The 24,352-nt window shown below is 70.8% G+C and carries 19 protein-coding genes and 1 tRNA gene; 13 read left to right on the forward strand and 7 right to left on the reverse strand.

Annotation, left to right across the window (positions count from 1 at the left end; all coding sequences use genetic code 11):
• Positions 1–34: 34 nt before the first annotated feature.
• Complete coding sequence (locus tag ACIP94_RS01085) at positions 35–2,587, forward strand: ATP-dependent RNA helicase (protein WP_402417840.1); 2,553 nt, start codon at positions 35–37, stop codon at positions 2,585–2,587.
• Here ACIP94_RS01085 and ACIP94_RS01090 read toward each other — a convergent pair.
• From ACIP94_RS01090 to ACIP94_RS01100, 3 genes are all read right to left on the reverse strand, one after another.
• On the reverse strand, positions 2,577–3,569 hold the full coding sequence (locus ACIP94_RS01090; protein ID WP_402417842.1) for a DUF3068 domain-containing protein: 993 nt from the start codon (positions 3,567–3,569) through the stop codon (positions 2,577–2,579). The two genes, ACIP94_RS01085 and ACIP94_RS01090, sit on opposite strands and share 11 nt — an antisense overlap.
• A gap of 52 nt (positions 3,570–3,621) precedes the next feature.
• Positions 3,622–3,756 carry an SPW_0924 family protein gene (locus ACIP94_RS01095; protein ID WP_402417843.1) on the reverse strand — a complete coding sequence of 45 codons (135 nt, stop codon included), beginning with the start codon at positions 3,754–3,756 and terminating at the stop codon, positions 3,622–3,624.
• Positions 3,757–3,901: 145 nt separating this feature from the next.
• A complete protein-coding gene (locus ACIP94_RS01100) occupies positions 3,902–5,647 on the reverse strand; it encodes a lytic transglycosylase (RefSeq protein WP_402417845.1) in 1,746 nt (581 codons plus the stop codon).
• A gap of 269 nt (positions 5,648–5,916) precedes the next feature.
• Here ACIP94_RS01100 and ACIP94_RS01105 point away from each other — a divergent pair, with 269 nt between their 5' ends.
• Positions 5,917–6,771 carry a DUF4184 family protein gene (locus ACIP94_RS01105; protein WP_402417846.1) on the forward strand — a complete coding sequence of 285 codons (855 nt, stop codon included), beginning with the start codon at positions 5,917–5,919 and terminating at the stop codon, positions 6,769–6,771.
• 202 nt (positions 6,772–6,973) lie between these two features.
• Here ACIP94_RS01105 and polA read toward each other — a convergent pair whose 3' ends face one another.
• Complete coding sequence (gene polA / locus ACIP94_RS01110; RefSeq protein ID WP_402417847.1) at positions 6,974–9,700, reverse strand: DNA polymerase I; 2,727 nt, start codon at positions 9,698–9,700, stop codon at positions 6,974–6,976.
• A 261-nt stretch (positions 9,701–9,961) separates the two neighbouring features.
• Here polA and ACIP94_RS01115 point away from each other — a divergent pair, with 261 nt between their 5' ends.
• The 9 genes from ACIP94_RS01115 to ACIP94_RS01155 all read left to right on the forward strand — a co-directional run bounded on the left by ACIP94_RS01115 (position 9,962) and on the right by ACIP94_RS01155 (position 19,914).
• Positions 9,962–12,241 carry an FdhF/YdeP family oxidoreductase gene (locus ACIP94_RS01115; RefSeq protein WP_402417848.1) on the forward strand — a complete coding sequence of 760 codons (2,280 nt, stop codon included), beginning with the start codon at positions 9,962–9,964 and terminating at the stop codon, positions 12,239–12,241.
• A gap of 54 nt (positions 12,242–12,295) precedes the next feature.
• Complete coding sequence (locus ACIP94_RS01120) at positions 12,296–12,784, forward strand: PaaI family thioesterase (RefSeq protein ID WP_402417849.1); 489 nt, start codon at positions 12,296–12,298, stop codon at positions 12,782–12,784.
• A 54-nt stretch (positions 12,785–12,838) separates the two neighbouring features.
• On the forward strand, positions 12,839–13,261 hold the full coding sequence (locus tag ACIP94_RS01125; RefSeq protein ID WP_402417851.1) for a hypothetical protein: 423 nt from the start codon (positions 12,839–12,841) through the stop codon (positions 13,259–13,261).
• Positions 13,258–13,887: a Tat pathway signal sequence domain protein gene (locus ACIP94_RS01130; RefSeq protein ID WP_402417852.1), complete on the forward strand. Its 630-nt coding sequence runs from the start codon at positions 13,258–13,260 to the stop codon at positions 13,885–13,887. Before ACIP94_RS01125 ends, ACIP94_RS01130 begins: the two co-directional genes overlap by 4 nt.
• Before the next feature lie 287 nt (positions 13,888–14,174).
• Positions 14,175–15,407, forward strand: coding sequence for a branched-chain amino acid ABC transporter substrate-binding protein (locus ACIP94_RS01135; RefSeq protein WP_402417854.1), 1,233 nt, complete (start codon positions 14,175–14,177; stop codon positions 15,405–15,407).
• A gap of 112 nt (positions 15,408–15,519) precedes the next feature.
• On the forward strand, positions 15,520–16,452 hold the full coding sequence (locus ACIP94_RS01140) for a branched-chain amino acid ABC transporter permease (protein ID WP_402417856.1): 933 nt from the start codon (positions 15,520–15,522) through the stop codon (positions 16,450–16,452).
• A 5-nt stretch (positions 16,453–16,457) separates the two neighbouring features.
• Positions 16,458–18,284, forward strand: a complete 1,827-nt coding sequence (locus tag ACIP94_RS01145; protein WP_402417857.1) for a branched-chain amino acid ABC transporter permease — start codon at positions 16,458–16,460, stop codon at positions 18,282–18,284.
• A gap of 5 nt (positions 18,285–18,289) precedes the next feature.
• Positions 18,290–19,201, forward strand: coding sequence for an ABC transporter ATP-binding protein (locus ACIP94_RS01150; protein ID WP_402417859.1), 912 nt, complete (start codon positions 18,290–18,292; stop codon positions 19,199–19,201).
• Positions 19,198–19,914 (forward strand): ABC transporter ATP-binding protein, encoded by a 717-nt coding sequence (locus ACIP94_RS01155; RefSeq protein WP_402417861.1) that lies wholly within the window; start codon positions 19,198–19,200, stop codon positions 19,912–19,914. Before ACIP94_RS01150 ends, ACIP94_RS01155 begins: the two co-directional genes overlap by 4 nt.
• A 79-nt stretch (positions 19,915–19,993) precedes the next feature.
• On the opposite strand, the gene ACIP94_RS01160 is transcribed toward ACIP94_RS01155, so the two are convergent.
• Positions 19,994–20,644, reverse strand: a complete 651-nt coding sequence (locus ACIP94_RS01160) for an ANTAR domain-containing response regulator (protein ID WP_402417863.1) — start codon at positions 20,642–20,644, stop codon at positions 19,994–19,996.
• A 103-nt stretch (positions 20,645–20,747) separates the two neighbouring features.
• Here ACIP94_RS01160 and ACIP94_RS01165 point away from each other — a divergent pair.
• Positions 20,748–20,821 (forward strand) — tRNA-Leu (locus tag ACIP94_RS01165).
• A gap of 107 nt (positions 20,822–20,928) precedes the next feature.
• The gene (locus ACIP94_RS01170) at positions 20,929–21,690 is read left to right on the forward strand and encodes a transcriptional regulator (RefSeq protein ID WP_402417865.1); all 762 of its coding nucleotides are present in this window, start codon (positions 20,929–20,931) and stop codon (positions 21,688–21,690) included.
• 50 nt (positions 21,691–21,740) lie between these two features.
• On the opposite strand, the gene pyk is transcribed toward ACIP94_RS01170, so the two are convergent.
• Entirely contained in the window at positions 21,741–23,177 is a 1,437-nt protein-coding gene (gene pyk, locus ACIP94_RS01175; protein ID WP_402417867.1) for a pyruvate kinase, read from the reverse strand.
• Between the two features lie 186 nt (positions 23,178–23,363).
• Positions 23,364–24,080, reverse strand: a complete 717-nt coding sequence (locus ACIP94_RS01180; RefSeq protein WP_402417868.1) for an SIMPL domain-containing protein — start codon at positions 24,078–24,080, stop codon at positions 23,364–23,366.
• Positions 24,081–24,352: the final 272 nt, after the last annotated feature.

Genomic DNA, 24,352 nt, shown 5'->3' on the forward strand with positions numbered 1-24,352 from the left:
GCCCTCCGGAACGCGCTCGAGGAGCGGTGTCGCGGTGCTGTGCGCTCCGCCCGGCACCGGCAAGACGACCCTTGTGCCGCTGGTCCTCGCCGGGCTCGTCGGCGGCGGCCCGGCGCGCCGTGTGGTCGTCGCCGAGCCGCGCCGGATCGCCGCGCGGGCCGCGGCCCGGCGGATGGCGTGGCTGCTCGGGGAGCAGCCCGGCCACAGCATCGGCTACACCGTGCGCGTCGTCGTGCTCGACGAGTGCCATGAGCGGCACCTGGACGCCGACACGGCTGCCGCCTTCCTGCTCGATGTGCGGGAGGCCCTGCGGCCCGAGCTGCGGCTCGTGGCGGCCTCCGCGACGACGGACGCGCAGGGCTGGGCGCGGCTGCTGGGCGGGGCCCCGGTCGTCGAGGCGGAGGGGGTGTCGCATCCCGTCGAGGTGGTGTGGGCCCCGCCTCCGCGCCCGGTGCGGCCACCGCACGGGTTGCGCGTGGACCCGGCGCTGCTCGCGCATGTGGCGTCGGTGGTGCGGCGGGCGCTCGCCGAGTGCGAGGGCGACGTCCTCTGCTTCCTGCCCGGGGTCGGGGAGATCGCCCGGGTGGCGGGGCAGCTGGGGGGCCTGGGCGATGTCGAGGTGCTCCAGGTCCACGGCCGGGCTCCAGCGGCCGTGCAGGACGCGGTGCTGTCCCCCGGCGCCGGGCGGCGGGTGGTCCTGGCGACGGCCGTCGCCGAGTCGTCGCTGACGGTGCCCGGGGTGCGGGTGGTCGTCGACTCCGGGCTCGCGCGGGAGCCGCGGGTGGACCATGCCCGCGGGCTGAGCGCGCTGACGACCGTACGGGCCTCGCAGGCGGCGGGACGGCAGCGAGCGGGCCGGGCGGGGCGTGAGGCGCCGGGCCGGGTCTACCGATGCTGGCCCGAGGCGGAGGACGCGCGGCTGGCCCGCTTCCCGGCGCCGGAGATCAGGCTCGCCGATCTGACGGGGTTCGCGTTGCAGACGGCGTGCTGGGGCGATCCGGACGCCTCCGGGCTGGCGCTCCTGGACCCGCCCCCGGGCGGGGCGATGGCGGCGGCGCGGTCGGTGCTGACGGCGGTGGGCGCCGTGGACGCGACGGGGCGGGCCACGGAACGGGGTGTGCGGATGTCCCGGCTCGGTCTGCATCCACGGCTGGCCCGGGCGCTGCTGGACGCGGCGCCGGAGGTGGGCGCGGACCGGGCCGCCGAGGTGGTCGCCCTGCTGAGCGAGGAGCCGCCGAGGGAGTACGGGGACGATCTGGCGGCGGCCTGGCGGGCGGCCCGGCGCGGGAGCGACGCGTACGCGGCCCGCTGGCGGGACGAGGTGCGCCGACTCCGCTCGGCGGCGGACGGCCTCTCCGCGCGGGCGGTCGACCTCCCCACCGACACCGACGGCCACCCCACGAACCCAGACCGCGTCCCCACCGAGCCAGACCGCGGCCCCGCCGACACCGACAGCCGCCCCGCCGACCCAGACCGCGTCCCCACCTACACCGACAGCCGCCCCGCCGACCCAGACCGCGTCCGCGTCGTCCCGGTCGACCGCCCCACCCATGCCGACGGAGCCCTCCCCCACGCGCCGCGACCGACGAAGCCGACAAGGCCGACGAGCGCGCCGGACGATCAGGTGGCCGGTCTCGTCGCGGCCCTCGCCTTCCCCGAGCGGCTCGCGCGGTTCGACGGCGGCTCCTACCTCATGGTGAACGGCACCCGTGCCGAGCTGGGGGACGGCTCGGGACTGCGCGGTGCCCCCTGGCTCGCGGTCGCCGTGGCCGACCGGCCCGTCGGCGCGGTCCACGCGCGCGTGGGGCTCGCCACGGTGGTGGACGAGGACGCGGCACGAGGGGCCGCGGCCGCCCTGCACGACGAGGGCGAGGAGGTCGGCTGGGCCGACGGGGACGTCGTGGCCCGCCGTGTCGAGCGGCTCGGCGCCGTGGAGCTGACGGTCCGTTCACTGCGCGACCCGGCCCCGGGCCTCGTACGGGAGGCCCTGCTGACAGGGCTGCGGGAGGAGGGGTTCGGCCTGCTGCGGTGGTCGCCGGGGGCCCGGGTGCTGCGGCAGCGGCTCGCCTTCCTGCGGCTGCACCTGGCCGAGCCCTGGCCGGACGTCGGCGACGACGCGCTCCACGCGCGCGGGGACGAGTGGCTGGAGCCCGAGCTGAGCCGTGCGCGGCGGCGCGCCGACCTCGCGCGGATCGACGCGGGACAGGCTCTCTCCCGGCTGCTGCCCTGGTCCACCGGGGACGCCGCCCGGCTCGACGAGCTGGCGCCGGAGCGGATCACCGTCCCCAGCGGGTCCGCCGTGCGGGTCGACTACGGCGACCCGGAGCGGCCCGTCCTCGCCGTGAAGCTCCAGGAGATGTTCGGGCTCCAGGAGTCACCGAGGATCGCCGGCGTGCGCGTGCTGGTGCATCTGCTGTCCCCCGCAGGGCGGCCGGTTGCCGTCACCGCCGATCTCGCCTCCTTCTGGCGGGACGGCTACCGGGCCGTACGGGCCGAGTTGCGGGGCCGGTATCCCAAGCACCCCTGGCCCGAGGACCCCGCCTCCGCGGAGCCGACCCGGCACACCAACGCGCGGCTCAGGCGCTGACCGGCTCGGGCTCGGCCGGCTCAGCGGGCGCCGGGCCGGCCGGGCGGCGGCCGCGCGCCTCCAGGCAGAGCGACAGCGCCAGCAGACAGAGGCCCAGGGAGAGGAAGCCCCAGGGCAGATAGGACGTCAACAGCAGGATCGGCAGGCGGTTGTGCTTGACGAGCGCGACGGTCGACCGGATGTAGTCCTCGCGCATCTTCACGTCGCCCGCGAACGCCGTGACCTTGGCGCGGCCCCCGAGGAGCGTGCCGCCGCGCAGTTCCTCCCTGTGGATCTCCTCGCCGTAGACCGGCGCCCCGGTCAGGGGTTCGACCCAGAATCTGCGGACCGTGGTGTACCAGCGGGTGGTGCCGGTCTTCGCGACCCACTCGGGGGTGACGCCCTTGACGGGCATGACCTTGGGGAAGGGAACTTTCGTCCAGGGGATGGTCTGTTCGAAGTAGTAGACCGTCACACCGCGGAAACTCCGGGTGCCCTCGTAGTGGATGGGAGCCGTGACGCGGGCCTGGGCGTCGAAGTACTCGTAGTCCCTCTTCTGGGTGAGGAACGGCCACTTGAACTCGATGCCGTCGCGCCGGACGGGGTCCTGGTCGACGGACTCGCCGGTGGCATGGACGGGTTGCTGGCTGTGCGCGTCGAAGATGTAGCGCTCGGGGATGCGGGAGACCATCTGCCCGTCGGGGCCCTGGGCGTAGGACAGGCCGTCCCAGACCACCACGTCCCGGCCCGTCGTCCTCCGGATCTTCCGCGCGGCCTCCACGTTGCCCTTGAGGGTCTGCACGACGGTGACCTCCGGGACCGTACGGGAGGTCATGGTGGCGTAGTCGAGGAGGGTGGCGTTCCTCGCCTCGAGGACCATGGTCTGGTACTGGTTCGCGGGAACCTTGACCAGGCGCGGGAAGATGTACCAGCGCAGCAGGGGCGACAGCGCCGTGAAGAACACGGCGAGGGCGAGCAGGATCAGGCCGGCCTTGCGTCGCATCTCGGTGTCCTCCCTGTGCGTGCGGTGTGGGCGTCCGGGGCCTGCTCGTCCGTCAGGGATGGCTGGGGACGGTCGTCAGCAGCGGTTTCGGGGATGTCCTGCCGGGCGGCGGACCCAGGGCCGACAGGGCGAACACCAGGGCGAGCGCCGCGACGAGACCGATCGCGGCGGCGGCGAGGGCGCGCATAGGGGCCTCCCCGGGGCAAAACTGACGAGCCATCAGGTGCGGCACCGTAGCAACGGGCGCGCGAGATGAGAACACGTTCCGCACAAGGCGGCGGCGCCCCTCCGGGATGGAGGGGCGCCGCCGTCGTCCGCGGGCCGGTGCGGCCCTATGATGCGCTGGGGCTCGGCGAGGGGCTGCTGTCCGAGGAGCTCGGGGTGGGCGACGATGGGGCCTCCGCGACGTTCAGTTCGACCGTGAGGGTCGCGCCGCCCGCGGTGGTGATGCGGAGCAGGAACGTGCCGGTGGTGTCGTCGGCATACAGCTTCGGGAGCTTCAGCAGGCCCTTCGCGTCGGTCTTCAGGTCCGTGAGCGTGCGGACGGTCTTGCCGTCGGCGTCCTTGAAGTAGGGGCCCTTGTCGTTCTCGGTCGGGTCGTCGGCCGACTTGACGAGGGTCGCGGTGGCGGCGACGCCGTCCGCGACGGCGCCCTTGTCCGTGGCCTTCACCTCGACCTGGTCCGCGAACCCGCCTCCCGGGGTGCAGGTCAGCGCGGTGTCGCTGGTGCGGGCGAGGGTGTCGGCCTGGCGTTCGGTGACGGTGGCCGTGTACTCGGCGGTGACCTTGCGGCCCACGAGGAGGGCGCGGACCTTGAAGTCGCCGGTCTTCTGGCCGGCGACGAGCGCCGGTGCGGTGGCCTTGCCCGAACCGTCGGTGATGACGGTCGCCGTGGTCTCGCCGCCCGTGAAGGTGGCGTCCGTGCCGCCGACGATGGTGAACCGCACGCGGACCTTCGGCACCGCCTTGCCGGCCTTGGTCACGGCCGTCACCGCGATCTTCCGGTCGAAGGTGTCGCCCGTCCTGGCCGAGAGCTTGCCGGTACCGGCGTCCGCCAGACGGTCCACCGTGTCGCTCGCGGTGGGCGGCTTTGACGGGGGCGTGGCCGGCGTCGACGGGTCCGAGGGCGGACGAGTGGTGCCGCCGGGCTTGTGGGGGCGGCCGGGCTTGTGGGTGCCGGACTCCTTGGTCCCGCCGGGCTTCGGGCGGGGGCTCGCGCCGGAGTCGCTGCGGCGCCGGGGCACCGTGCCCGTGCCGTCCGGGACCGAGTGGGTGCCCTTGAGGTAGTACTCGTACCAGGACAGAACGGTGTGCAGGTAATCCTGCGAGGCGTTGTAGCCGAGGATCGCCTCGTTCATGTCCGACTGGACCGACAGGTCACGGTCGAAACGGCACAGGTAGTGACCGGCGGCGAGGGCGGCGTCGTAGACGTTGTTGGGGTCCTTGACCCCGTCGCCGTTGCCGTCGCGGCCCGCCCAGGCCCAGGTGGACGGGATGAACTGCATGGGGCCGACGGCGCGGTCGTAGGTGGTGTCGCCGTCGTAGGCACCGTGGTCGGTGTCCCTGATGTTCGCGAAGCCGTTGCCGTCCAGGAGCGGGCCGAGGATCTTGGAGTACGTCGTGCCGTTCGCGTCGACCTCGCCGCCACGGGCCTGGCCGGACTCGACCTTGCCGATGGCGGCGAGCAGTTGCCAGGGCAGATTGCAGCCCGGCTTGGACTGCCGGAGTTCCTCGGCCGCCTTCTTGTACGCATCCAGGACCGTCGCCGGAATGCCGGCCTCCGCGGTGCCGACGGGGCCGCCGGGGGTGGGACCGACGGTCGGGCTGGGCGACTCGGTGGGGCTGTTGAGCGGCGGGAGGTCCGTGTAGTAACCGCCGTTGCCGGTGGCCGTGCCCTCACCGCCGGCGGGGGCGGTGGCGTCCGCTTCGGGGGTGGCCTGCGCACCGGTGGTCTGTCTGCCCTGGTCGTCGGTGGTGACTCCCGGAGCCTGGGACGCCGCCAGAGCCGCGACCGCGGCCGCGGCCACAGCCGTGCTGGCCGCCCCCTTGCGCAGCCTCCTGCCGAAATGCGCCGCCATTGAGTGAATCCCTCCCGTCGACGACCCTGTGTAGTGGTGCGCCCTCTGCCCGGATGACCGCGCTCCCGGCACGGCGACCAAGTGACCCTACGACAACTTCCATCGCCCCGGCACCCGTTGGCGCCCGGTTTTCACCAGTTGGTCATGTGCCCTTGGGCCGGGACACAGGAACCGGGCGGCTCGCCTCACCCGATTCATGCGTCCCTCATACTGGACGTCTGTGATCGCCGGGTGGTTGTGCCCGGCCGACGTCTGCCGAGGGAGCCGACTTGCCGTTCACCCTCAGCCATGCCGCGGCGGTACTGCCCGCCGTACGCGGAGACGGATCCGGGCGCGGACGACTGGTGCCCTCGGTCCTCGTCGCGGGTTCGTTCGCGCCCGACATGACCTATTTCGCGGCGAGCGCGGTGTCCGGGGCGATGGACTTCGGTGCCGTCACCCACTCCTTCACCGGAGTGTTCACGGTCGACGTGCTCATCGCGTGGGCGCTGGTGGGGGCGTGGCTGCTGCTGCGGGAGCCGGTGGTGGCGCTGCTGCCGACGGCGGCACAGGGGCGGGTGGCGGCCCTGGTGCGCTGTGGCACACCGCGCCGCAAGGTCTCGTTTGAGCTGCTCGCCCAGTGGTACGTCTCCGCGGCGCTGGGTGCGCTGACCCATGTCGTCTGGGATGCGTTCACCCATCTCGACCGCTGGGGGATGCGGTTGGTCCCGGCGCTGGGGAGGCCGGTCGCGGGAACACCCCTGTACACCTATGCGCAGTACGGCAGCTCCGCGGTGGCGGCCGTGGTGATCGCGGCGTTCGTGACGGTCCAGCTCCGGCGTATGCCGGCCGCTCCGGCCGCGGGGCCGGGGGTGCCGCTGCTGTCCTGGGCCGACCGGTGGCTGGCGGGTGCGGTGATCGGTGGCTGCGCGGCCGTGGGTGCGGTGCAGCGGGCGTCCCGCTGGTGGGCGTACTGGGGGGCGGCCGCAAAGCCCTGGGAGGTGATCCCCCCGCTGTGCTTCGGGGCGGGCGCCGGGCTCGCCGTCGGGCTGGCGGTGTATGTGGCGGGGATCAGGGCTTTGCGTCCCGCTCCCGCCGACCCGTCGGCCCCCCAGCCGGAACGAAGCCGGCCGCCGACCCGCTGACCCCGGCCGCCGGCCGACGCCCGCTGACCCCGACCGCCGACCCACGCCCGCCGACCCCGGCCGCCCGGCCGCCGACCACGGGCGCCGTGGCCCGAACCGCCGGCGCGGGACGGGGCCACGGCTGTGGGGCCGCAGGGCGCACACCGGGGCGCCGGTGGTGAAGGTCGTCGTCGACGGGGGCGCGGCGCAGGTGCCCGGCGGGCTAGTGCGCCGCCGACTCCCAGTCCCCTCCGTCACCCACCGACACATCCAGCGGTGCCCTCAGCCGGACCGCGCCCGCCATCTCGCGGCGGACCAGTTCCTCCGCCCTCCGGCGCTCGCCGGGAGCGATCTCCAGGACGATTTCGTCATGCACCTGGAGGAGCATGCGCGAGGCGAGGCCGGCCTCGCGCAGAGCCCGGTCCACGTTCAGCATGGCGATCTTGACGATGTCCGCCGCCGTGCCCTGGATCGGGGCGTTCAACGCCATGCGCTCCGCCATCTCCCGGCGCTGACGGTTGTCGCTGTTCAGGTCCGGGAGGTAGCGGCGGCGGCCGAAGAGCGTCTCGGTGTAGCCGGTCGCCCGGGCCTCGTCCACCACCCGGCGCAGATAGTCCCGTACTCCGCCGAAGCGCTCGAAGTACGTGTCCATCAGGGCCCGGGCCTCCGCCGCCTCGATGTTCAGCTGCTGGGACAGGCCGAAGGCCGACAGACCGTAGGCCAGGCCGTACGACATGGCCTTGATCTTGCGCCGCATCTCCGCGTCGACCGCGTCCCGGGCCACCCCGAACACCTGGGACGCGACCGTCGTGTGCAGATCCTCACCGGAGGTGAACGCCTGGATCAGGCCCTCGTCCTCGGACAGGTGCGCCATCACGCGCAGCTCGATCTGGCTGTAGTCCGCCGTCATCAGGGAGTCGAACCCCTCGCCGACCACGAAGCCACGGCGGATCGCCCTGCCCTCGTCCGTGCGCACCGGGATGTTCTGGAGGTTCGGGTCCGTCGACGACAGCCGGCCGGTCGCCGCGACCGTCTGGTTGAACGTCGTGTGGATCCGGCCGTCCGCCGCGATCGTCTTGATGAGGCCCTCGACGGTCACGCGCAGCTTCGCCTGCTCACGGTGGCGCAGCATGATCACCGGCAGCTCGTTGTCGGTCTGGGTGGCGAGCCAGGCGAGAGCGTCCGCGTCCGTGGTGTAGCCCGTCTTGGTCTTCTTGGTCCTGGGCAGACCCAGCTCACCGAAGAGGACTTCCTGAAGCTGCTTCGGCGAGCCCAGGTTGAACTCGTGGCCCGCCGCCGCGTGCGCCTCCTTCACCGCCTGCTGGGTGGCGGCCGCGAACAGCTGCTCCATGGCCTCCAGATGCGCGCGGTCCGCCGCGATGCCGTGCCGCTCCATGCGGGCGAGCAGCGCGGAGACGGGCAGCTCCATGTCGCGCAGCAGGTCCGCCGCGCCGACCTCCCGGAGCTTCTCCTCGAACGCCTCGCCGAGGTCGAGGATCGCGCGGGCCTGGATCATCAGCGCCTCGGCCTCGGCGCCCTCGTCGGCACCGAAGGCGAGCTGACCGTCCGCGGTGGCCGCGGGCGCCAGCTCCCTGCCGAGGTACTCCAGCGACAGCGCGTCCAGCGCGAACGAACGGCGGCCCGGCTTCACCAGGTACGCGGCGAGCGCCGTGTCCATGGCCACGCCCTCCAGGGACCAGCCGTGCTCGGGGAAGACCCGCATCGCGCCCTTGGCGTTGTGCAGCACCTTGGGACTGGCCGGGTCGGCGAGCCACCGCGCGAAGGCCTTCTCGTCCGCCTCGTCCAGCTGCGTCGGGTCGAACCACGCCGCCGCCCCGTCGGCCGCGGCGAGCGCGATCTCCGCCACAGAGCCCACGCCCAGTCCCCATGCGTCGACCGTGGCCAGGCCGAGGAGCCGGTCGCCGTGCTCGGCGAGCCACGGCTTCAGCTCGCCCGAGCCCAGCACCGCGCCGTCCAGCTCGACGCCGTCCGCCGGGACCGGCGTCGTCTCGGCCTGCTCGGCCCCGGGGTCGACGGCGAAGAGCCGCTCGCGCAGCGAGGGGTTCCTGATCTCCAGGGTGTCCAGGATCATGGAGACGGCCTTGCGGTCGTACGCGGCCCGCTCCAGGTCGGTGACCGCCCTCGGCAGCTCGACGTGCCGCTCCAGCTCCGTGAGCCGGCGGTTCAGCTTCACCGCCTCCAGGTGGTCCCGCAGGTTCTGCCCGGCCTTGCCCTTGACCTCGTCGACGCGCGCCACCAGCTCCGCGAACGACCCGAACTGGTTGATCCACTTCGCGGCCGTCTTCTCGCCGACGCCGGGGATGCCCGGCAGGTTGTCCGACGGGTCGCCGCGCAGCGCCGCGAAGTCCGGATACTGCGCGGGCGTCAGCCCGTACTTCTCGAACACCTTCTCCGGGGTGAACCGGGTCAGCTCCGAGACGCCCTTCGTCGGGTACAGCACCGTCGTGTTCTCGGTGACGAGCTGGAAGGAGTCGCGGTCCCCGGTGACGATCAGCACCTCGAAGCCCTCGGCCTCGGCCTGGGTGGCGAGCGTGGCGATCACGTCGTCCGCCTCGTACCCCTCGATCGCGAAGCGGTGGGCCTGCATCGCGTCCAGCAGCTCGCCGATCAGCTCGACCTGGCCCTTGAACTCGTCCGGGGTCTTCGAGCGGTTCGCCTTGTACTCCGTGAACTCCTCGGAGCGCCAGGTCTTGCGGGAGACGTCGAACGCCACGGCGAAGTGCGTGGGCGCCTCGTCGCGCAGCGTGTTCGCCAGCATCGACGCGAAGCCGTAGATCGCGTTCGTCGGCTGGCCCGTCGCGGTCGTGAAGTTCTCCGCGGGCAGCGCGAAGAACGCGCGGTAGGCCAGTGAGTGCCCGTCCATGAGCATCAGCCGGGGACGGCCGCCGCCGGAGGTCTTCTCGGTCTTCTTCGATGCTGTTTCTGCCACGTCCCCGATCCTGCCACGCTCCACTGACACTCGGGCCCGCCTCGGTCCGAGGGCGACCCGGCCTCGTGACTCCCGCGGCCTGAGGGCCCGCCGCGAGTAGACGGCGTGACAGTACGCGCCCTCCGGGCGACGAAGCGTCGGGAAAGCGTGTACATGGCGGAGCCAGCACGCTCTTCGCGCGACCGGCCGCCGTCCTTGTCGGCGGCCCGTGCGAGGATCGGAGACACACCTCACAGGTGGGACGCGAAGGGGAGGACCGCGATGGCCAGCAAGGCGCCCAAGGGGGACCCGGTTCAGGACGCGCCGCGGGTCGCCGAGCCGAAGCACGCGGCGGCGGGGCTGCCCGCCATCGGACACACTCTGCGCATCGCCCAGCAGCAGATGGGTGTGCGCCGCACCGCGCTCACCCTCCTCCGGGTCAACCAGAAGAACGGCTTCGACTGCCCGGGCTGCGCCTGGCCGGAGCCCGACCACCGGCACACGGCGGAGTTCTGTGAGAACGGCGCGAAGGCGGTCGCGGAGGAGGCCACCCTGCGCCGGGTCACCCCGGAGTTCTTCGCCGCGCACCCCGTGGCCGACCTCGCCGCCCGCAGCGGCTACTGGCTGGGGCAGCAGGGGCGCCTCACGCACCCCATGTACCTCCCCGAAGGGGCGGACCGCTACGAGCCGGTCACCTGGGAGCGCGCCTTCGACATCGTCGCCGAGGAGATCGCCGCGCTGGGCTCCCCCGACGAGGCCGTCTTCTACACCTCGGGCCGCACCAGCAACGAGGCCGCGTTCCTGTACCAGCTCTTCGCCCGCGAACTGGGCACCAACAACCTGCCGGACTGCTCGAACATGTGCCACGAGTCGTCCGGTTCCGCGCTCTCCGAGACGATCGGCATCGGCAAGGGCAGCGTCCTGCTCGAGGATCTCCACCAGGCGGACCTGATCATCGTCGCCGGGCAGAACCCCGGCACCAACCACCCCCGCATGCTGTCGGCCCTGGAGAGGGCCAAGGGGAACGGGGCGAGGATCATCAGCGTCAACCCGCTGCCCGAGGCGGGCCTGGAGCGCTTCAAGAACCCGCAGACCCCCCAGGGCATGCTGAAGGGTGCCGCCCTGACGGATCTGTTCCTCCAGATCCGCATCGGGGGCGACCAGGCCCTCTTCCGCCTCCTCAACAAACTGATCCTCCAGACGGAGGGCGCGGTCGACGAGGAGTTCGTCCGCGAGCACACCCATGGCTTCGAGGAGTTCGCCGAGGCCGCGCGCGCCGCCGACTGGGACGAGACGCTCACCGCGACCGGTCTGACCCGCGCCGAGATCGAGCAGGCCCTGCGGATGGTCCTCGCCTCGAAGCGCACCATCGTCTGCTGGGCCATGGGTCTCACCCAGCACAAGCACGCCGTGGCCACCATCCGCGAGGTCGTGAACTTCCTGCTGCTGCGCGGCAACATCGGCCGCCCGGGGGCGGGCGTCTGCCCGGTGCGCGGCCACTCGAACGTGCAGGGCGACCGCACGATGGGCATCTTCGAGCGGCCCGCGCCCGCCTTCCTGGACGCCCTGGAGAAGGAGTTCGGGTTCGCCCCGCCACGCGAGCACGGCTACGACGTCGTAGGGGCCATCCGCGCGCTGCGGGACGGTGAGGCGAAGGTCTTCTTCGCGATGGGCGGCAATTTCGTGTCCGCGTCGCCCGACACCGAGGTCACCGAGGCGGCCATGCGCCGGGCCCGTCTCACCGTGCACGTGTCGACCAAGCTGAACCGCTCGCACACCGTCACGGGGGCGCATGCCCTGATCCTGCCCACCCTCGGCCGCACCGAGCGCGATCTCCAGGGCGGCGGCGAGCAGTTCGTGACCGTCGAGGACTCCATGGGCATGGTGCACGCCTCCCGTGGCCGTCTGGATCCGGCGAGCGCTCACCTGCTGTCCGAGCCGGCCATCGTGTGCCGCCTGGCGCGCCGCGTGCTCGGCGACGGCAGCACGGTGCCGTGGGAAGAGTTCGAGAAGGACTACGCGACCATCCGCGACCGCATCGCCCGTGTGATCCCCGGTTTCGAGGACTTCAACGCGCGCGTGGCCCGCCCCGGCGGCTTCGCGCTCCCCCACGCGCCGCGCGACGAGCGCCGCTTCCCCACCGCCACCGGCAAGGCCAACTTCACGGCGGCCGCCGTGGAGTACCCGAGACTGCCCGAGGGCCGGCTGCTGCTCCAGACCCTGCGCTCGCACGACCAGTACAACACCACGATCTACGGCCTCGACGACCGCTACCGGGGCATCACCAACGGCCGCCGGGTGGTACTGGTGAACCCGGAGGACGCCCGGGTCCTGGGCGCGGCCGACGGGTCGTATGTCGACCTGGTGAGCGAGTGGAGGGACGGCGTCGAGCGGCGCGCCCCGGGCTTCCGAGTCGTCCACTACCCCACGGCCCGCGGCTGCGCGGCCGCCTACTACCCGGAGACGAACGTCCTGGTCCCGCTGGACGCCACCGCGGACACCAGCAACACCCCCGCGAGCAAGTCCGTCGTGGTGCGCCTGGAACAATCGGCGGCCGACTGAGCGTTTGCTCAGCCTGAGGCGAATGACCGATCCCGACGAACGGAGCCGTGCCCCATGGGCGAGCAGCAGACCGTGAAGTTCCCGCAGGAAGTCGTCGACGAGTACGCCGCGCTCGGCGTCGACCTGCCCGCCCTCTTCTCCGCCGGACACCTCGGCACGCGTATGGGCGTCCAGATCATCGAGGCCTCCGCGGAGCGGGTCGTCGGCACGATGCCCGTGGAGGGCAACACCCAGCCGTACGGACTGCTCCACGGAGGCGCGTCCGCCGTGCTCGCCGAGACCCTCGGCTCGGTCGGCTCCATGCTCCACGGCGGCAGCTCCAAGATCGCCGTCGGCGTCGACCTGAACTGCACCCACCATCGGGGGGTGCGCTCAGGTCTGGTCACCGGCGTCGCCACGCCCGTCCACCGGGGGCGCTCGACGGCGACGTACGAGATCGTGATCAGCGACGAGGACGGCAAGCGGGTGTGCACGGCCCGTCTGACCTGCCTCCTGCGCGATGTGCGGCCGGGCGACGGGGACCACCTTCCCAGCGGGGGCTGAGCCGGCGTCCGCACCGCCGTTGATCCTGGGCGACCGGCGCCTTAGCGTCATGGCATGGCGACGGGCAGAGCCCCCAGGCCGGGGCTGACGGTGCGTGGGCTATGGCTCGGACTGGCCCTTGTGACGGGTGTGACGACGGCCGCCTGCGGCCACTCGGGCTCCACCGGCCCGGGGGACGCCGAGGCGGCCGTCTCCGCCTCGGCGTCCCCCGGGGCCACGCCTCCCGACGAGTTGTGCGCGCGGGTCGTCGCGTACTGGTCCCGCAAGGTGCTGGACAGCGGCACCTACGGGGACTACCAGTCGATGGGGCTGTCCAACGGGCAGTACGAGGTCCTACGGGCGGTCGTGGACGCCGCCCGGGTCGTGAAGCGGCGTCAGGGTGCCTCCGCCGCACGCCACTTGATAGGCCGTCAGGCGCGTGAGGGCTGTGCCGGCTGGTATCGCACCGGCGGCCCGAGCAAGGGCCCCTGGCAGTGAGCGGCGTCGGTCCCGTCGAGCCCGGCGAGGGCACGCGCGCGTGGGACGACGACCGGAACCCGGACCCCCCGCGCCCACCGGGCTCTTCCCCCGGGTCCCTCGCCCGGCTGTACGGCCGCCACCGCCGGGTGCTCCTCACGACGGCAACGGTGGCCGCCCTCCTCGCGGGCGGCGGCTCCCTCTACGCCACCCGCCCGCGGAAGCCTCCGCCTCCGCCGGCGCCCCCGCCGCCGTACCCCTCCCAGGTCGTCGACATCGCCTACCTGAACCCGGAGCCCACGCCCCGCAGCGCTCCGCCCCGAAGCTTCAGCCTGTCGGTGGTACTGAGCGTGCAGTCGGGCCCGCCGGTCACCGTGGCCCGAATGGGGCAGCCCTACGCGGGGCTTTCCGTGACCTCGTCCCCGCGCCCCCCTTTCCGCACAGAGGCGGGCGCTGCCCGCAAGATCGCGATCACCATGCATGTGACCGAATGCGGAAAAGTACCTGAGAACGCCGGACTCCCTTTCCTGGACGTAACTCTGCGTAATACGCGCGCAATAGAGGCCCACAGTTACATCCTCGGCTCACGCTATGCCCACGACCTCTCTGCGGCCCTGCACGTCGCCTGTGGCAACCATTCCCGGTAATCACCAAAACGGCCGACACGCCTGAACGCAGCTACGCTCGTCCTGCGGATTCTCACTATGTGGACCGGGCGAATCGGCTGGAATTCCGCCCTTCCGCCCGTGCAGTACCGCTCTGCATTACCTCGTGTCATAACAAGAGCGTCACAGCCTCGGTCAGACCCTCCTCGATGTTCCCTGCCCACGCTTAGAGTCACGGCCAGTCACCGCGCGGTCTGAATGTCACTTCGGCCCAGCGCTCGACTCGGCCTCTTCCAGGGGGGAGGGCCGTGCCAGGGAAAGGACTGATCGTGCGTCATCGTTCGCTCATCGCCATCACCGCCGCGCTGGCGGCGGGTGCACTGACCCTCACCGCCTGCGGCTCGCGCGACAACGGCAAGAGCTCGGATTCCGCCAACGGCGGCGGCACCACCGTCACCATCGGAGTCGACGCGCCGCTGACCGGCGACCTGTCCGCGCTGGGGCTGGGCATCAAGAACTCGGTGGACCTCGCGGTCAAGACCGCGAACAAGCAGAACTACGTCAAGGGCGTCACCTTCAAGATCGAGGCCCTCGACGACCAGGCCCAGCCCTCCTCAGGCCAGCAGAACGCCACCAAGCTCGTCGCCGACAGCAGCGTCCTCGGCGCCGTCGGCCCGCTCAACTCCTCCGTGGCCGAGTCCATGCAGAAGGTCTTCGACGACGCCAAGCTGGTCGAGGTCTCCCCGGCCAACACCAACCCCGCCCTCACCCAGGGCACCAACTGGCAGACCAAGAAGGCCCGCACATACAAGTCGTACTTCCGTACCGCGACCACGGACGCCATCCAGGGCCCGTTCGCCGCGCAGTACGTCTACAACGACGCCAAGAAGAAGAAGGTCTTCGTCATCGACGACAAGAAGACCTACGGCGCGGGCCTCGCAGCCACCTTCACCCAGGAGTTCAAGAAGCTCGGCGGCACCGTCGCCGGCACCGAGCACATCAACCCCGACACCAAGGACTTCTCCGCGGTCGCCACCAAGGTGAAGAACTCCGGCGCGGACGTCGTCTACTACGGTGGCGAGTACCCGCAGGCCGGCCCGCTCAGCAAGCAGATCAAGGCCGCGGGCGCCAAGATCCCGGTCGTCGGCGGCGACGGCATCTACGACCCGACCTTCATCAAGCTGGCCGGCGCCGACAGCACCGGCGACCTCGCCACCTCGGTCGGCGCCCCGGTCGACCAGCTCCCCTCCGCCAAGGACTTCGTGGCCAACTACAAGGCCGGCGGATACAAGGAGGACTACGCGGCGTACGGCGGCTACTCCTACGACTCCGCGTGGGCCGTCATCGAGGCCGTGAAGAAGGTCGTCGACGACAACGGCGGCAAGCTTCCCTCCGACGCCCGCGCGAAGGTCACCGCCGCGATGCAGAACGTCTCCTTCGACGGTGTGACCGGCAAGGTCTCCTTCGACGAGTTCGGTGACACGACGAACAAGCAGCTCACCGTGTACGCCGTGAAGAACGGTGCCTGGGCGCCGGTCAAGTCCGGTACCTACACCGGCTGATCCCCACCCCGCACCACCCACGAGCCGCGCGGGGCGCTGTTCCACTGGCGCCCCGCGCGCACTCGCATCCGGCCACATCCGTCGAACGTCCGAAAGTCTCGGAGGACATGCGGTGAACGAACTGCCGCAGCAGCTGGTCAACGGCCTGCTACTAGGATCCATGTACGGGCTGGTCGCCATCGGCTACACAATGGTCTACGGCATCGTCCAGCTCATCAACTTCGCCCACGGCGAGATCTTCATGACCGGGGCCTTCGGCGCCCTCACGGTCTACGCGTACATCCTGCCCGACGGCACCTCCATGTGGGTCGCCCTGCCGCTGATGCTCATCGGCGCCATCCTGGTCGCCGTCATCGTGGCCGTGGGAGCGGAGCGGTTCGCCTACCGGCCCCTGCGCAACGCACCCCGCCTGGCCCCCCTCATCACGGCCATCGGCCTCTCCCTCGCCCTCCAGCAGGCGGTCTGGGCCTGGTACCCCGACGCCAAGTCCGCCCGCACCTTCCCGCAGATCGGCGGAGGCCCCTTCCACCTCGGCAGTGTCACCATCCAGACCGGTGACATCTTCCTCATCCTCGCGGCCCCCATCAGCATGGCCGTCCTCGCCTACTTCGTCATGAAGACCCGCACCGGACGCGGCATGCAGGCGACCGCCCAGGACCCCGACACCGCCAAGCTCATGGGCATCAACACCGACCGCATCATCGTGGTCGCCTTCGCCCTCGGCGCCGCCTTCGCCGCCGTCGGCGGTGTCGCCTACGGCCTGAAGTACGGTCAGATCGACTTCCGCATGGGCTTCATCCTCGGCCTCAAGGCCTTCACCGCGGCCGTCCTCGGTGGCATCGGCAACATCTACGGAGCCATGATCGGCGGCATCGTCCTCGGCGTCGCCGAGACCCTGGCCACCGCCTACATCGCCGACCTCCCCGGCATGGGCAAGTTCGGCAGCCAGTCCTGGGCAGACGTCTGGGCGTTCGTACTCCTCATCCTCGTGCTGCTGTTCAGGCCACAGGGCCTGCTCGGCGAGCGCGTCGCGGACAGGGCGTGACACCGATGACCACACAGACCACCGCACCCGACACCCCGAGCACCCCCGCCACCGGCGCCCCGTCCGGTCTCATCGGCATCCCGCCGCACATCGGCCGCGCCCTCGCCACCGCCGGCGGAGTCCTCACCATCATCTCCACCTTCCTGTCCTGGACGTGGACCGCCGACTTCCCCGGCGACCTCACCGTCTACGGCTACCCGGGCGGCCTCCAGGTCCTCGTCCTCATCGGCGGCGTCCTCACCACCCTGTTCGCCCTCGCCTCCTACGGCATCAAGGGCCTTGGCTGGCTCGTCCCCGCCGGCGCCGACGGAGCCCTCAAGTTCGCCGCCCTCACCACCTTCGCCACCGCCTGGTACACGGTCCTGGCGATCAGCGTCGAACTCGGCGGACTCGTCAACCTCGAGCCCGGCGGCTACCTCGTGGCCGTCACCAGCCTCGCCGCCCTGATCGGCGCCCTGGCCCTGCCCTTCCAGCGGCCCGTGCCCGACCCCGCCGACCCCGACGAGACCTCCGGAGAACGCTTCCGGCGCAAGGCCGCCCACCAGTGGGAGACGGTCAAGGCCGCCTTCGCCTCCGGCACCCCGCGTCCCCTCGGCAAGCTGCCCGCCTACGCCGAGATCCTGATCATCGTCGCGATCATGGCGCTGGGGCTGACCGTCTTCACCTACGGCATCGGCACCGAGTACGACGAACTCTTCATCGGCTTCCTGCTCACCGCCGGCCTCGGCTTCGCCGCCCTCAACAAGGCCGGCCTGATCAGCCAGGCCTCCCAGCTCACCGCCCGCCACCAGAACATCACCATCTGCGGCGCGTTCGTCGCGGCGGCGCTGTTCCCCTTCACCCAGACCGACGACCAGTACGCGACCATCGGCGTCTACATCCTCATCTTCGCCACCGTCGCCCTCGGCCTGAACATCGTCGTCGGCCTCGCCGGCCTCCTCGACCTCGGCTACGTCGCCTTCCTCGGCGTCGGCGCCTACGCCGCGGCCCTGGTCTCCGGCTCCCCCAACTCCCCCTTCCACGTCCACTTCCCCTTCTGGGCCGCCGTCCTCATCGGCGCCGCCGCCTCCCTCGTGTTCGGCGTCCTCATCGGCGCCCCCACGCTGCGCCTGCGCGGCGATTACCTCGCCATCGTCACCCTCGGCTTCGGTGAGATCTTCCGCATCACGGCCAACAACCTCGACGGCACCTCCGGACCCGACCTCACCAACGGCTCCAACGGCATCGCGTCGATCCCCAACCTCGACATCCTCGGCTTCGACTTCGGCGCCCAGCACAACATCGCCGGCTTCACCATCGGCCGCTTCGCCAACTACTTCTTCCTGATGCTCATCATCACCGCCGTCGTCGTGCTCGTCTTCCGGCGCAGCGGCAACTCCCGCATCGGCCGGGCCTGGGTCGCCATCCGCGAGGACGAGACCGCCGCACTCGCCATGGGCATCAACGGCTTCCGGGTCAAGCTCATCGCCTTCGCCGTCGGCGCCTCCCTCGCCGGTCTCGCCGGCACCGTACAGGCGCACGTCACCTACACGGTCACCCCCGAGCAGTACCTCTTCGCCGGCCCCATCCCGCCCAACTCGGCCTTCCTGCTCGCCGCGGTCGTCCTCGGCGGCATGGGCACCATCAGCGGCCCCCTCATCGGCGCCGCACTGCTCTTCCTCATCCCCAACAAGCTCCAGTTCCTCGGCGACTACCAGCTCTTCGCCTTCGGTGTCGCACTCATCCTGCTGATGCGCTTCCGTCCGGAGGGCCTCATCCCCAACCGGCGCCGTCAGCTGGAATTCCACGAAGAGGCCGAAGCGCCCACAGTCCTCAGCACGACAGGGGCCTGACCACGATGACCACCGACACCACCACCCAGGACGCCACCCCGGGCGCCACCGCCCCCGGCGAGGTCGTGCTCGACGCACGCGGCGTCACCATGCGCTTCGGCGGCCTCACCGCCGTGCGCGGCGTCGACCTCACCGTCAACAGCGGCGAGATCGTCGGCCTCATCGGCCCCAACGGCGCCGGCAAGACCACCTTCTTCAACTGCCTCACGGGCCTGTACGTCCCCACCGAGGGCGAGGTCCGCTACAAGGGCAGCGTCCTGCCGCCCAAGTCGTTCAAGGTCACCGCCGCCGGCATCGCCCGCACCTTCCAGAACATCCGTCTCTTCTCCAATATGACGGTCCTGGAGAACGTGCTGGTCGGCCGGCACACCCGCACCAAGGAGGGCTTCTGGTCCGCCGTGCTGCGCGGCCCCGGCTTCCACCGCGCGGAGACCGCCTCCCGCGAACGCGCCATGGAACTCCTGGAGTTCGTCGGCCTCGCCGACAAGGCCGAACACCTCGCCCGCAACCTCCCCTACGGCGAACAGCGCAAGCTCGAGATCGCCCGCGCCCTCGCCAGCGAGCCGGGCCTGCTGCTCCTCGACGAACCCACCGCCGGCATGAACCCGCAGGAGACCCGGGCCACCGAGGAACTCGTCCTCGCCATCCGGGACAAGGGCATCGCCGTCCTCGTCATCGAGCACGACATGCGCTTCATCTTCAACCTCTGCGACCGCGTCGCCGTCCTCGTCCAGGGCGAGAAACTCGTCGAGGGCGACAGCGCGACCGTCCAGGGCGACGAACGGGTCATCGCCGCCTACCTCGGAGAACCGTTCGAGAACGCCCCCGGCGACGAAGAGCTCGCCGAGGTCGAGGCCGCCGAGGCACAGGCCGAGACCACGACGGACGCCGCGCCCGGCAAGGAGAACGACCGATGACCGCACTGCTCGAAGTCGAGGACCTCAGGGTCGCCTACGGCAAGATCGAAGCCGTCAAGGGCATCTCCTTCAAGGTCGACGCCGGCGAGGTCGTCACCCTCATCGGCACCAACGGCGCCGGCAAGACCACGACCCTGCGCACGCTCTCCGGCCTCCTCAAGCCGGTCGGCGGCCAGATCAAGTTCAACGGCAGATCGCTCAAGAAGGTCCCCGCACACCAGGTGGTCTCCCTGGGACTCGCCCACTCCCCCGAGGGGCGGCACATCTTTCCCCGTATGACCATCGAGGACAATCTGCGACTCGGGGCGTTCCTGCGCAGCGACAAGCCGGGCATCGAGAAGGACATCCAGCGCGCCTACGACCTCTTCCCCATCCTCGGGGAGCGCAGGAAGCAGGCCGCGGGCACCCTCTCCGGCGGTGAGCAGCAGATGCTGGCGATGGGCCGGGCCCTGATGTCCCAGCCGAAGCTGCTCATGCTCGACGAACCGTCGATGGGTCTCTCCCCCATCATGATGCAGAAGATCATGGCGACCATCGCCGAGCTGAAGTCCCAGGGCACGACGATCCTCCTGGTCGAGCAGAACGCCCAGGCGGCCCTGTCGCTCGCCGACCACGGTCATGTCATGGAGGTCGGGAACATCGTGCTCTCCGGCACCGGGCAGGATCTGCTGCACGACGAGTCGGTGCGGAAGGCGTACCTCGGCGAGGACTGACCGCTCCCACGGACCGATACGGCAAGGCCCGCACCCCTGTGCCGGGGGTGCGGGCCTCACCGTATGGCGTACGCGCCGCTCAGCCCTTGGAGGCCTTCTTCTCCTCGGCGTCCTGGATGACCGCCTCGGCGACCTGCTGCATCGACATCCGCCGGTCCATGGAGGTCTTCTGGATCCAGCGGAAGGCGGCCGGCTCGGTCAGCCCGTACTCCGTCTGGAGGATCGACTTCGCGCGGTCCACCAGCTTGCGGGTCTCCAGCCGCTGTGTGAGGTCCGCGACCTCCTTCTCCAGCGTCTTCAGCTCGTTGAACCGCGAGACGGCCATCTCGATCGCCGGGACGACGTCGCTCTTGCTGAACGGCTTCACCAGGTACGCCATGGCACCGGCGTCGCGCGCCCGCTCTACGAGGTCGCGCTGCGAGAAGGCGGTCAGCATCAGCACCGGGGCGATGCGCTCCTCGGCGATCTTCTCGGCCGCCGAGATGCCGTCGAGCTTCGGCATCTTCACATCGAGGATCACCAGGTCGGGCTTGTGCTCACGGGCCAGCTCCACGGCCTGCTCGCCGTCGCCGGCCTCCCCGACGACGTTGTAGCCCTCCTCCTCGAGCATCTCTTTGAGGTCGAGCCGGATGAGCGCCTCGTCCTCCGCGATGACGACACGGGTCGTCAGCGGGGGCACGTGCGACTTGTCGTCGTCGGCAACGGGCTGGGGCGACTCGGGGGCGGTCACGCGGGCTCCTTGTTCCAGGGCAGGCAAGTACTGCTCCCAGAAGCCTACCTAGCTACGGTATGGTGGACAGGCAGCGGGTCGAGGTCAACCTTCGATTCGTTGGGCCCCGGTAGCCCAATCGGTAGAGGCAGTGCTCTCAAACAGCATACGGTGTGGGTTCGAATCCCACCCGGGGCACTTTTCTTAAGATTCCAAGGTCACCATTCCAGAGGTGGACGTTCTCATTCTCGTGAACGTCCGCTTCTTGCTGCGCACAGGAACGATCGGTCGCGGAGAGTGGACCCATGTACGACATGGGTACGCGCAAGCGAGCCCTGGCTCTGGTGGCCGAGGGGCGCAGTCTGAACTCCGTCAGCAGGGAGACGGGGATTTCTCGGTATGCGATCCGCTCCTGGCGGACGCACGGCGAAACCGGGCCGCGCGCGGGCAATCCCTGCCCCAGGTGTCAGGACGTCCCGAGGTCACCGGAAGCCCCTGCGGCGTACGCCTACCTTCTCGGCCTCTATCTCGGCGACGGCTGCATCAGTCCTCACCGCAGAGGCGTCTACTTCCTGCGCGTGGTCCTGGACAGGGCCTGGCCGGGCATCATCGACGCATGTGAGGAGGCAATGCGTGCTGTGCGCCCGTCGAACAGCGTCTTCCGTGTGGGGAGACAGGGTTGCATAGCGGTCAGCAGTTCCAGCAAGCACTGGCCCTGCCTCTTCCCCCAGCACGGCCCCGGCAAGAAGCACGAGCGCCGGATCGCCCTCGAACCCTGGCAGCAGGACGTCGTCGATGCTCACCCCTGGGAGTTCATCCGCGGCCTCATCCACTCCGACGGCTGTCGCACCACCAACTGGACCACCCGGCTCGTCGATGGTGAGCGCAGGCGCTACGAGTATCCGCGGTACTTCTTCAGCAACCTGTCCCGTGACATCGTCCAGCTCTTCACGGACACCCTGGACCGCATAGGCGTCGAATGGAGACTGGCGAACGCACGCAACATCTCCGTCGCCCGCAAGGCCTCCGTCGCGCTCCTCGACGAGCACGTGGGCCCGAAGTACTGACTGCGCACAAGGGCCCCTTCGAGAGGGGCCCTTGTCACGCGCTCCGTCGTCTACCGGGGACTGTCGTCCTCGCCGATGTGATGGACCCGCACCATGTTCGTCGAGCCCGAGACCCCGGGCGGGGAGCCCGCCGTGATCACCACGATGTCGCCCCGCTCGCAGCGGCCGTACTTCAGCAGCAGCTCATCGACCTGGTCGACCATCGCGTCCGTGGAGTCGACGTGCGGCCCCAGGAAGGTCTCCACGCCCCAGGTGAGGTTCAGCTGGGAGCGCGTGGCCGGCTCCGGGGTGAAGGCGAGGACCGGGATCGGGGAGCGGTAGCGGGACAGCCGACGGGCGGTGTCGCCCGACTGGGTGAAGGCGACCAGGAACTTCGCTCCGAGGAAGTCTCCGATCTCCGCGGCGGCGCGGGCGACGGCGCCGCCCTGGGTGCGCGGCTTGCTGTTCTCGGTCAGGGGCGGCAGGCCCTTGGCGAGGATGTCCTCCTCGGCCGCCTCGACGATGCGGGCCATCGTCCTGACCGTCTCGACGGGGTGGTTGCCGACGCTGGTCTCGCCGGAGAGCATCACGGCGTCCGTGCCGTCGATGACGGCATTCGCCACGTCCGAGGCCTCGGCACGCGTCGGGCGCGAGTTCTCGATCATCGAGTCGAGCATCTGGGTGGCGACGATGACGGGCTTGGCATTGCGCTTGGCGAGCTTGACCGCGCGCTTCTGCACGATGGGCACCTGTTCGAGCGGCATTTCGACGCCCAGGTCGCCGCGGGCCACCATGATGCCGTCGAAGGCCGCCACGATCTCGTCGATGTTCTCGACGGCCTGCGGTTTCTCCACCTTGGCGATGACGGGGAGGCGGCGGCCCTCCTCCTCCATGATGCGGTGGACGTCCCTGGCGTCCCGGCCGCTGCGGACGAAGGAGAGCGCGATGACGTCGAAGCCGGTGCGCAGGGCCCAGCGCAGGTCGTCCTCGTCCTTCTTGGAGAGCGCGGGGACGGAGACGGCGACGCCCGGCAGGTTCAGCCCCTTGTGGTCCGAGACCATGCCGCCCTCGACGACCGTCGTGTGGACCCGGGGGCCGTCGACGGAGGTGACCTCCAGGCACACCTTGCCGTCGTCGACGAGGATGCGTTCACCCGGGGTGACGTCGGAGGCGAGGCCGGCGTAGGTGGTCCCGCAGGTCTGGCGGTCCCCTTCGACGCCTTCCTCCACGCTGATGGTGAAGGTGTCCCCGCGTTCAAGGAGTACGGGGCCTTCGGTGAAGCGGCCGAGTCTGATCTTCGGGCCCTGAAGGTCGGCGAGGATTCCCACGCTGCGGCCGGTTTCCTCGGAAGCCTTGCGTACGCGCTGGTAGCGCTTCTCGTGATCGGCGTAGCTGCCGTGGCTGAGGTTGAATCGGGCGACGTCCATTCCGGCTTCGACCAGTGCCTTGATCTGGTCGTACGAGTCGGTGGCGGGCCCCAATGTACAAACGATCTTCGCTCGGCGCATGCGTCGAGCGTATGCCTTACCGGTGGGTAGAGAATTCGTTCGGCGTGACCACTCAACAACCTTTGCGTGAAGCCTTATTGACAAGTGTTGAATTGTGCGGTGGCGCGCTCCGATGAGCATCCGGAGCGAAATACGGATGGTTTTCCCTCGTGCCCCGCATTTCGGTGACGGGTGTGACGCCGGTGGCTACAGCCGCGGCGGTGCCATGGTGAATCGTGCGGTGATCCGGGCGTATACATGTTGCCGCTGGGGTTCGAGGGCGAGGGCGGCGGGTCCGTGCGCGGAAACCGTGCCGTCGAGGGCCGTCCGGTGCGCGGACCGGGGCGCGGAGGAGGGCCGCTCGGCGTTCTCGGCGCCGATGTCGGCGAGCTCGACGAGGGCCGTCAGGGTGGTGCCGAGGGCGTCGGCGTATTCGCGAGCGCGTCGGACCGCCTCGTGCACGGCTTGCCGGCGGGCTTCGCGATGGGCGGGTGAGTCGGGGCTGAGGTCCCACCAGGGGCCCTCGACATGGGTGAGCTCCAGGGCGGCCAGGCGGGTGGTCAGTTCGCCGAGTGCCGTGAAGTCGGTCAGCTCGGCGGTGACGTGGACGCGGCCGTGGTGGGCGTGGACGCGTTCGCCGTGGCCGCCTTCCGTCAGTTCGGGGCTGAGGGTGAGGTGTCCGGTCTCCAGCCGCCCGACGGCGTCCGCGTAGGTGCGGACGAGGTCGAGGACCGTGGTGTTGCGCCGGGTGAGGTCGTCGAGGGTGGTGCGGCGGTCGGTGCCGCGTGCGCTGACGGTGATGCCGAGGCGGGCGATGTCGGGGGCGACCTCGAGGTGGGCCTCTCCGCGGACGGCGAGGCGGGGGGCGTCCGGGGTGCCGTAGGGGACGGGCGCCGGCTGGGTTTCCACGGGGGTGGAGGTCATACGTCCCACTCTGTCACCGATGAGCTGACGCCAAGTCATATACCGGTCACTGGAGGGAAACCTCTGGGGTCTGTTTCGGCTGGCCATGAACGGGTCTACGCGCGTCGTCGACCGTTCACCGAGGAGTGCAAGAACGGCACTCCGGTTTTCTGAGGCTCCGGCATCCTCCAGGGCCTCGAAGGGGACGGATCGGGGGCGCCGGCGCGGTTTTCGCGTCGGCGCCCCCGGCGTTCGGGGGCAGGGGAGACGGACTCGGTGCGGACCGTGCTCCC

This window comes from Streptomyces sp. NPDC093261 (assembly GCF_044753645.1).
Classification (GTDB): Bacteria; Actinomycetota; Actinomycetes; order Streptomycetales; family Streptomycetaceae; genus Streptomyces.

Excerpts from the sequence above, each read along its gene's own strand:
- ACIP94_RS01090 (WP_402417842.1), bottom strand. The coding sequence starts at position 3,569 with ATGCGACGCAAGGCCGGCCTGATCCTGCTCGCCCTCGCCGTGTTCTTC.
- ACIP94_RS01095 (WP_402417843.1), bottom strand. The coding sequence starts at position 3,756 with ATGCGCGCCCTCGCCGCCGCCGCGATCGGTCTCGTCGCGGCGCTCGCC.
- ACIP94_RS01100 (WP_402417845.1), bottom strand. The coding sequence starts at position 5,647 with ATGGCGGCGCATTTCGGCAGGAGGCTGCGCAAGGGGGCGGCCAGCACG.
- ACIP94_RS01115 (WP_402417848.1), top strand. The coding sequence starts at position 9,962 with ATGGCCAGCAAGGCGCCCAAGGGGGACCCGGTTCAGGACGCGCCGCGG.
- ACIP94_RS01120 (WP_402417849.1), top strand. The coding sequence starts at position 12,296 with ATGGGCGAGCAGCAGACCGTGAAGTTCCCGCAGGAAGTCGTCGACGAG.
- ACIP94_RS01125 (WP_402417851.1), top strand. The coding sequence starts at position 12,839 with ATGGCGACGGGCAGAGCCCCCAGGCCGGGGCTGACGGTGCGTGGGCTA.
- ACIP94_RS01145 (WP_402417857.1), top strand. The coding sequence starts at position 16,458 with ATGACCACACAGACCACCGCACCCGACACCCCGAGCACCCCCGCCACC.
- ACIP94_RS01150 (WP_402417859.1), top strand. The coding sequence starts at position 18,290 with ATGACCACCGACACCACCACCCAGGACGCCACCCCGGGCGCCACCGCC.
- ACIP94_RS01155 (WP_402417861.1), top strand. The coding sequence starts at position 19,198 with ATGACCGCACTGCTCGAAGTCGAGGACCTCAGGGTCGCCTACGGCAAG.
- ACIP94_RS01170 (WP_402417865.1), top strand. The coding sequence starts at position 20,929 with ATGTACGACATGGGTACGCGCAAGCGAGCCCTGGCTCTGGTGGCCGAG.
- pyk (WP_402417867.1), bottom strand. The coding sequence starts at position 23,177 with ATGCGCCGAGCGAAGATCGTTTGTACATTGGGGCCCGCCACCGACTCG.
- ACIP94_RS01180 (WP_402417868.1), bottom strand. The coding sequence starts at position 24,080 with ATGACCTCCACCCCCGTGGAAACCCAGCCGGCGCCCGTCCCCTACGGC.